The 8,389-nt window shown below is 28.9% G+C and carries 7 protein-coding genes and 1 pseudogene; 6 read left to right on the top strand and 2 right to left on the bottom strand.

All coding sequences use genetic code 11. The features are described 5' to 3' along the window. A pseudogene (locus ACTT9D_RS06130) lies at positions 1-962 on the top strand (hypothetical protein); the annotation flags it as partial. Between the two features lie 22 nt (positions 963-984). Here the strand turns inward: ACTT9D_RS06130 and groL are convergent. Together groL and groES are read right to left on the bottom strand one after the other, a co-directional pair. Then, a complete protein-coding gene (gene groL, locus ACTT9D_RS06125; RefSeq protein ID WP_014952698.1) occupies positions 985-2,649 on the bottom strand; it encodes a chaperonin GroEL in 1,665 nt (554 codons plus the stop codon). Between the two features lie 22 nt (positions 2,650-2,671). After that, the gene (gene groES / locus ACTT9D_RS06120) at positions 2,672-2,962 is read right to left on the bottom strand and encodes a co-chaperone GroES (RefSeq protein WP_014952699.1); all 291 of its coding nucleotides are present in this window, start codon (positions 2,960-2,962) and stop codon (positions 2,672-2,674) included. Positions 2,963-3,087: 125 nt separating this feature from the next. On the opposite strand from groES, the gene ACTT9D_RS06115 reads away from it, so the two are divergent. From ACTT9D_RS06115 to ACTT9D_RS06095, 5 genes are read left to right on the top strand one after another with little or no spacing between them, the layout of a single operon-like run. Continuing rightward, positions 3,088-3,906: a TIGR01459 family HAD-type hydrolase gene (locus ACTT9D_RS06115; protein WP_440930907.1), complete on the top strand. Its 819-nt coding sequence runs from the start codon at positions 3,088-3,090 to the stop codon at positions 3,904-3,906. A 6-nt stretch (positions 3,907-3,912) separates the two neighbouring features. After that, the gene (locus ACTT9D_RS06110; protein ID WP_440930906.1) at positions 3,913-4,830 is read left to right on the top strand and encodes a bifunctional riboflavin kinase/FAD synthetase; all 918 of its coding nucleotides are present in this window, start codon (positions 3,913-3,915) and stop codon (positions 4,828-4,830) included. Next, entirely contained in the window at positions 4,823-7,555 is a 2,733-nt protein-coding gene (gene ileS / locus ACTT9D_RS06105) for an isoleucine--tRNA ligase (protein ID WP_440930905.1), read from the top strand. The genes ACTT9D_RS06110 and ileS overlap by 8 nt, the downstream gene beginning before the upstream one ends. Continuing rightward, positions 7,548-8,033, top strand: a complete 486-nt coding sequence (gene lspA / locus ACTT9D_RS06100; RefSeq protein WP_440930904.1) for a signal peptidase II — start codon at positions 7,548-7,550, stop codon at positions 8,031-8,033. Before ileS ends, lspA begins: the two co-directional genes overlap by 8 nt. Further along, complete coding sequence (locus ACTT9D_RS06095) at positions 8,023-8,340, top strand: DUF3035 domain-containing protein (RefSeq protein ID WP_440930903.1); 318 nt, start codon at positions 8,023-8,025, stop codon at positions 8,338-8,340. Before lspA ends, ACTT9D_RS06095 begins: the two co-directional genes overlap by 11 nt. Positions 8,341-8,389: the final 49 nt, after the last annotated feature.

The raw sequence follows: 8,389 nt of genomic DNA, 5'->3' as shown, positions 1-8,389 counted from the left end.
CTGCGTCAGTTGTGTATAAGAGAGAGTATATAATTTGGCGAATATCACTTTGTAAATTGAGTTTACAAGATTTTAAAAAAGGTTTTGAATTATATGAAAATAGATGGAAAAGAGAAAATAATCCAAAAAAAAAATTTACAGAAATTAAATTTCCAAAAAAAATTTCAGACATAAAAGATAAAAAAATTTTAATATGGGAAGAGCAAGGTTTAGGTGATACATTGCAATTCTCTAGGTTTGTAATTGATTTAAAAAAATTTACCAAAAATATAACATTTGTAGTTAATCAAAAATTATTTCCAATTTTACAAAATTTAAGCTCAAATATTGATATTAAAAATTATGATCAAATCAATATGATAGATTATGACTATCAAATTCCAATTTGTAGTCTGCCAAAGTTTTTGAATATTTCAAAAAAAGAAGAAATCAAATTTTATAAACTTGAAATTAATAATGATGATAATTTCGAAAAAAAAGCCATTTCGAATAATTTAAGAATTGGAATAGCGTGGGCCGGTAATCCAAACTATCCAATGGATAAATACAGATCTATTCCATTTAAAACTTTTTCAACAATTCTAAAAGTAAAAAATGTAGAATTTTATAATCTATCAAATAATCATGATGAAAACATAAATTCTGCAGTAAAAAATTATGAACATTTTTTTGATTTAGGAAAAAAAACTTTTTATGAAATAGCCCAATCAATGAAGAATTTGGATATTGTTGTTTCCGTAGATACTTCAATTATTCATTTGGCTGGTTTACTCGATGTAAAGAGTATTTTATTATTAAATCATAATGCTGATTGGAGATGGTTTAATGATGATAAAAAAACTATTTGGTATCCATCAGTACAAATCATTAAACAAACAAAATTTAATTCTTGGGGTGATGTTTTTGAGAAACTGATTTCAATTATTGAAAAAAAAAAGGCGAGTAAAAACTCGCCTTTTTGAATTTTGATTTGGGTTGGAACGATTACATTCCCATACCACCCATTCCTCCCATGCCGCCCATGCCGCCCATTCCTCCAGGCATTCCACCAGCTGCACCTGCATCTTTTTCTTCAGGTTTGTCTGCTATCATTGCTTCAGTAGTTACTAATAATCCTGAAATAGAAGCTGCATCTTGTAAAGCAGTTCTAACAACTTTCACAGGATCAATGATACCCTTTGCAAACATATCACAATACTCTTCACTTTGAGCATCATAGCCATGGGTTTTTTTATTTTGCTCTAACAGTTTACCAACTACAACTGAACCATCTACCCCAGCATTTTTGGTAATTTGTCTTATAGGAGCTTCAAGTGCTTTTTTAACTAAATCAACTCCAGCTTTTTGATCATCACCTTTTACTTTAACTTTGCTCAGATCTCTTGATGCATACAATAGAGCACATCCACCACCAGTTACGATACCTTCTTCAACAGCAGCTCTAGTTGCATTCAATGCATCTTCAACTCTGTCTTTTCTCTCTTTAACTTCGACTTCAGTTGCACCACCAACTTTGATAACTGCAACACCGCCAGCTAATTTAGCGAGTCTCTCTTGAAGTTTTTCTTTATCATAATCAGACGTTGTTTCATCGATTTGTTGTTTGATCGAACCACATCTTGCTTCAATGTCTGATTTTTTGCCAGCACCATTTACAATTGTACTGTTATCTTTATCAACTTTTACTTTCTTACATGAGCCAAGATCATCTAACTTAACGTTTTCAAGTTTAATCCCTAAGTCTTCAGAAATAACAGATCCACCAGTTAGGATAGCAATATCTTCCAACATTGCTTTTCTTCTATCACCAAATCCTGGAGCTTTAACTGCCACAACTTTTAAACCACCTCTTAATTTGTTAACAACTAAAGTTGCTAAAGCTTCACCTTCAACATCTTCAGAAATAATCATCAATGGTCTTCCAGCTTGCACAACAGCTTCTAAAAGTGGAACCATCGGTTGTAGATTTGTTAATTTCTTTTCATGTAAAAGAATAAATGGATTATCTAGTTCCGTAGTCATTTTATCACTGTTTGTGATAAAGTATGGAGACAGATATCCTCTATCAAATTGCATACCTTCAACTACATCAAGCTCTGTCTCTATACCTTTGTTTTCTTCAACAGTGATAACACCCTCGTTACCAACTTTTTGCATTGCTTTAGCTATCATTGTTCCAATTTCTTTATCACCGTTTGCTGAAATTGTTCCAACTTGAGCTATCTCATCACTATCTTTTACTTTTTTAGCAGAAGCAACTAAGTTTTCTTTAACTGTTTCAACAGCAGCATCTATTCCTCTTTTTACATCCATAGGGTTCATTCCTGCTGTAACATATTTTACACCTTCTTTAACAATTGCTTGAGCAAGAATAGTTGCAGTAGTTGTACCATCACCAGCTTCATCATTTGTTTTGCTAGCAACTTCTTTAACCATCTGTGCACCCATGTTTTCAAATTTATCTTCTAGGTCAATTTCTTTAGCAACAGAAACACCATCTTTAGTTATTCTTGGAGCACCATAAGATTTATCCATAACCACATTTCTTCCTTTTGGTCCCAAAGTTACCTTAACAGTGTCAGCTAAGATATTTACACCTCTTATCATTGCTGCTCTTGCTTCAGCATCAAATTTAACAACTTTTGCCATTATATTTCTCCTTTATAATTAATTACTTGCTTGAAATACCCATAATGTCTGACTCTTTCATTATGCTGTATTCTTTACCGTCAATTTTAACTTCGGTGCCTGACCACTTTCCAAATAGCACTTTGTCACCAACTTTAACGTCCATTGGTATAGTTTTTCCGTCTTCAGTTTTTGCACCACCACCAACAGCAACAACTTTACCTTCTTGAGGTTTTTCTTGCGCTGAATCTGGGATAATAATTCCACCAGCAGTTTTCTCACTGCTGTCTAAAACTTCTATTAAAACTCTGTCGTGTAACGGTTTGAATTTCATAAACTCTCCTTTAAATAAATATGGGGCTCATATAGATATTTGGCTATGTATTTCAAGATCTATAGAGCTCCATTATTATCAAAAAACTTAGAAAAAAAGGCTTTTTAAGGTTATATCTAAACAAGATGACTAAAAATTTAGATGCAGAAGGGCTTAAATCAATAGTTAGTAAGTATGATATACTCTACATAGATTTATGGGGCGTTGTACATAATGGTATCAAGCTTCACGAAGGAGCTATTGGTGTTTTATCTAAATTAAGTGAACTTAAAAAAAGTTATATTTTGCTAACTAATGCTCCAAGACCTAACGAAACTGTAAAAAAATTCTTAGAAAAATTAGGAATGAAATCTGAACAAATCAATCATGTTTATACATCAGGTCAAGCAGCTCTAAATTATTTAAAGAAAAATCTTAAAGATAAAAATTTTTATCACATAGGACCCTCAAGAGACTTTGATTTATTTTTAAGCTTTCAAAATAATAAGAGAGAAAATTTAGATGAAAGTGAATATATAATATGTACAGGTTTATATGATGATAAATCCGATGATTTAAATTTTTATAAAGAATTGTTAGAAAAATATATTCACAAAAAAATGATATGTACAAATCCAGATTTAATTGTAGATCGTGGAAATAAAAGAGAATTATGTGCAGGATCAGTAGCAATGATTTTTGAAAAAATGGGAGGTAAAGTTATATATTTTGGCAAACCTTACCCAGAAGTTTATAATCAAGCAATTAATAATAAAGATAAAAGAATATTATGTATTGGTGATAATCTTAATACAGATATTAAAGGTGCAAATTTACAAAATTTTGACTCTTTAATTATCTCAGATGGAATTCATAAAACAGAGATAGAAAATAGTGGCATTGAAAAGGTTTCAAAGACATATGAATCGATTCCAAATTATATTCAATCAAAGCTAACGTGGTAAGAATTAATGAAAATTTTTAATAATTTTGATATTCCAAAAAATATTAAAGGCTCAATCCTTTTAATTGGTAACTTTGATGGTGTTCATTTAGGACACAAAAAACTTTTTAAAGAAGCTCATAAGTACAAAAAAAAATATAAACTCAAAATTGGGGTATTAACTTTTGAGCCGATGCCAAAAATGTTTTTTAATAAAAAATTGAAAAATTTTAGAATTTCATCCTTAAAACAAAAAAATGAATTAATGAAAAATCTTAAAATTGATTTTTTAATAAATAAAAAATTTGATAAAAATTTTTCATCTACAAATTCAATTAATTTTATCAAAAATATAATTTCAAAAAAATTGAAAACAAAATTCATATTCGTAAGTGATAATTTTAGATTTGGTAAAAATAGAGAAGGAGATGTTAAACAACTAAAAAGCTTTGAAAGTGAATTGAATTATAAATTAGTCAAACCTAAGCCAGTTAGAATAAATAATAAAATTGTTTCCTCTACTCTTATAAGAAAATCTTTAGAAAATGGAAAATTGGATTTTGCAAATAAACTTTTGGATAGAAAGTGGTTTGTTGATGGTAAAGTTGAAAAAGGAAGACAATTAGGTAGAAAGATTGGCTTTCCCACATGTAATATTGATATTAAAGATTTTTTAATTCCAAGACTAGGTGTTTATGCAGTAAATGTATTAGTAAAAAGAAAAATCTATAAAGGTATAGCTAACATAGGTTATAGACCTACTTTTAATCAAAAAAAATTATTATTAGAGGTTCATCTATTTAATTTTTCTGGAAATCTTTATAATAAGTATTTAAGTGTTAATTTTTTAAAATTTATACGAAAAGAAAAAAAATTTACTAATATTGAAAAATTAAAGCAACAAATAAAAATTGATCTAGCTAAAGCAAAAAAAAATTATGTCTAAAACACAAATTAATCTTCCAAAGACCGCATTTTCAATGAAGGCCAACCTTCCAACGAGAGAACCTCAAATGTTGGAATATTGGAAGGAGATTAATCTTTACAACGAATTACGTAGGTCAAGTAAAGGTAAAGAAAAATTTGTTCTTCATGATGGGCCTCCATATGCAAATGGTAATATTCATATGGGAACTGCATTAAATAAAATTTTAAAAGATATCATTGTTAAATTTCATCAAATGGATGGTAAAGATTCTATATATGTACCAGGATGGGATTGTCATGGTTTGCCAATTGAATGGAAGATAGAGGAACAATATAAAAAAAATAAAAAAAATAAGAATGACGTTCCAATTGTAGAGTTTAGAAAAGAATGTAGAGAATTTGCAGAAAAATGGATAGAGATCCACAAAGGTCAATTTAAGAGATTAGGTGTTATTGGAGATTGGGAAAATTATTATTCAACAATGAGTTTTGGTGCAGAAGCTCAGATTGTAAGAGAACTTGGTAAATTTTTAAAAGAAGGAAGTTTATATAGAGGTTTCAAACCAGTCTTGTGGTCAACAGTCGAAAAAACTGCTTTAGCTGATGCTGAAGTTGAATATCAAGATCATAAATCAGATACAATTTATACTGCGTTTAAAGTTAAAAGTTCTAAATTAAAAGAACTTGTTGAGTCTGATGTTATAATTTGGACAACGACACCTTGGACAATACCTGCCAACAAGGCTTTGGCTTTTAATCAAGCATTAGACTATGTTTTACTGGAAATTTTAGACGAAAATGATTTTAAAGGTAAAAAGATAGTTATAGCAAAAGACTTACAAGAATCAGTTGTTAAAGAATGTAGTTTAGAAAAATTTAATTTAATTAAAACTTTCTCTGGAAAAGAGTTTGAGGGTACAGTTTGTTACCATCCATTTTATGAAATGGGTTATAATTATGATATTCCAATGTTGGAAGCTAGGTTTGTTACAACCGAACAAGGAACTGGAATAGTTCATTGTGCTCCTAGTCATGGACCTGATGATTTTAATTTGTGTTTAAATAATGGAATTAAAGCAATAGAGACTGTTGACGGTGATGGAAAATATACATCAAATGTTAAGGAATTTGAGGGATTACATATTTTTAAATCAAATTCAGTCATAATAGAAAAACTTAAAAATTATAAAAGACTTTTATTTAATGGAGAACTTGTTCATTCTTATCCTCACTCATGGAGATCAAAAGCTCCACTAGTCCATCGTGCAACGCCACAGTGGTTCATATCAATGGAAAGTCATAATTTGCGAGATAAGGCGCTAAAAGCAATTGATGACACAGAATTTTTTCCAAAGAAAGGAAAAGAAAGATTAAAATCAATGATTGAAACCAGACCAGACTGGTGTGTTTCAAGACAAAGAGTTTGGGGCGTTCCTCTTCCTATATTTGTTCATAAAGAAACAAAAGAAATTTTAGTTGATGATGAAGTAATAGAAAACATTGCAAGTATTTATGAAAAAGAGGGATCAGACTGTTGGTTCTCAGACGACCCTCAAAGATTTTTAGGTAGTAAATATAAAGCAAGTGATTATGAAAAACTTAGTGATATTGTTGAAGTGTGGTTTGACAGTGGTTCAACACACTCTTTTGTTTTGGAAAAAAGAGACGATTTAAAATGGCCAGCATCAATGTATCTGGAAGGTTCTGATCAACATAGAGGATGGTTCCACTCATCTTTACTTGAGTCATGTGGAACAAGAGGAAGAGCACCATTCGAGTCAATTTTATCTCATGGATTTGTTGTTGATGGCAAAGGACTCAAGATGTCTAAATCATTAGGTAATGTCATTGCTCCTGAAGATATATTAAAGAAATATGGGGCTGATATCCTTAGAATTTGGGTTGCATCCTCTAATTATGCTGAAGATTTAAGAATAGATTATGCAATCCTAGATCAACATGCAGACTCTTATAGAAAAATAAGAAATACTTTTAGATACTTATTAGGAAACATAAATGATGATTTCCTAGAGATAGATCTCGATAAACTCGATATTAACGAGTTACCTGAATTAGAAAGATATATGCTCAATAAATTACACACACTTGATAAAAAATTTAATGATTATTTTAATAAATATGATTTTCATAATTTATATAAAGAATTATTGAATTTTTGCACAGTTGATTTATCTGCTTTTTATTTTGATATAAGAAAAGATACACTTTACTGTGAGACAAAAGACTCAGAGATAAGAAAAAGTTGTATTAAAACACTAAATATTATTCTTGATAATTTGATAAGATGGTTCGCTCCTATTTTATCTTTCACCACCGAAGAAATTTTCAAACTAATTTGTAAAAATAAAAAAAGTATACATTTAGAATTTTTTAAAAAAATCCCATCTAAATTTAGTGATGAAAAATTAGAAACTAAATGGATTGAATTAAAAAAAATAAGAGAAGTTTGCAATTCTAGTATTGAAGAAAAAAGAGCTTCAAAAGAAATTGGGTCAAGTCTTGAAGCAGATTTAAAAATAGAAATTAATGAGAAAAGTTATAATGATTTTAAAGGTATAGATTTTGCTGAATTATGCATAACATCATCAGCAGAAGTCATTAAAGGTTCCGTGGACGAAATTAAAGTTACAACTTCTAAAGCAAAAGGAAATAAATGTCCTGTTTGTTGGAAACTTAAATTAAGCAAATGTGAAAGAAGTCAGTGTGGATTAATTAATGATTGATAAAAAAAAAAATGTATATTTATTAATTATTATTTTTAGCATTTTTTTTTTGGATCAAATATCAAAAAATTTAGTAATAAAATATTTTGAATTCAATAACCAAGAGATAGAATTAACTAATTTTTTAAATATTGATCTCATTTGGAATAATGGGATTGCCTTTGGATTACTTGGGTTTGAAGAAGCTATATCCTATAATGTTTTGACTATTTTTATTTTTTTGGTGTTAGTGGTGATACTATTTTTATTATTTAAATCTAATAACGTCGACAGTTATTTTTATTCAATGATTTTTGGCGGTGCATTGGGCAATCTATTTGATAGAGTTCGTTTTTCATCAGTACCAGATTTTATAGATTTCCATTATAAAGATTTCCATTGGTTTATATTTAATATTGCTGATATATTTATAACTTTAGGCGTTATTTGCCTTATTTATGATGAAATATTTTTGAATAAGAAAAAAAATGAAATTTAAAAACATTTATTTAATTTTAATAATTTTAATCTTTTTAAGTGGCTGCAAATCAATAAAGGAAGGATTAGAGGGCTCAAAAAAATCAAAAAGTGCTGAAGAGTTTTTAATTAATAAGAAAAACCCATTAGTTTTGCCACCAAATTTTTCGAAACTGCCCGAACCAGTTAGTGTAACTGAAAATGAAGATGAAAATGAGTTTGATCTAAAAAAAATATTAGATGGTGATAAAATACAAGATGATAACGAAATTTCAAAATCAAATAATTCATTGCAAAATTCAATAATAAAAAAAATACAGAAAAATTAATGTTCTCAAAAAATATTAATTTTAGAAATTTTAATAAAGCAAAAATAAA

Source organism: Candidatus Pelagibacter sp. (genome assembly GCF_052049815.1).
Classification (GTDB): domain Bacteria; phylum Pseudomonadota; class Alphaproteobacteria; order Pelagibacterales; family Pelagibacteraceae; genus Pelagibacter.
The sequence above is the reverse complement of the archived record's forward strand: the minus strand, read 5'-3'. Positions and strand labels throughout refer to the sequence as shown.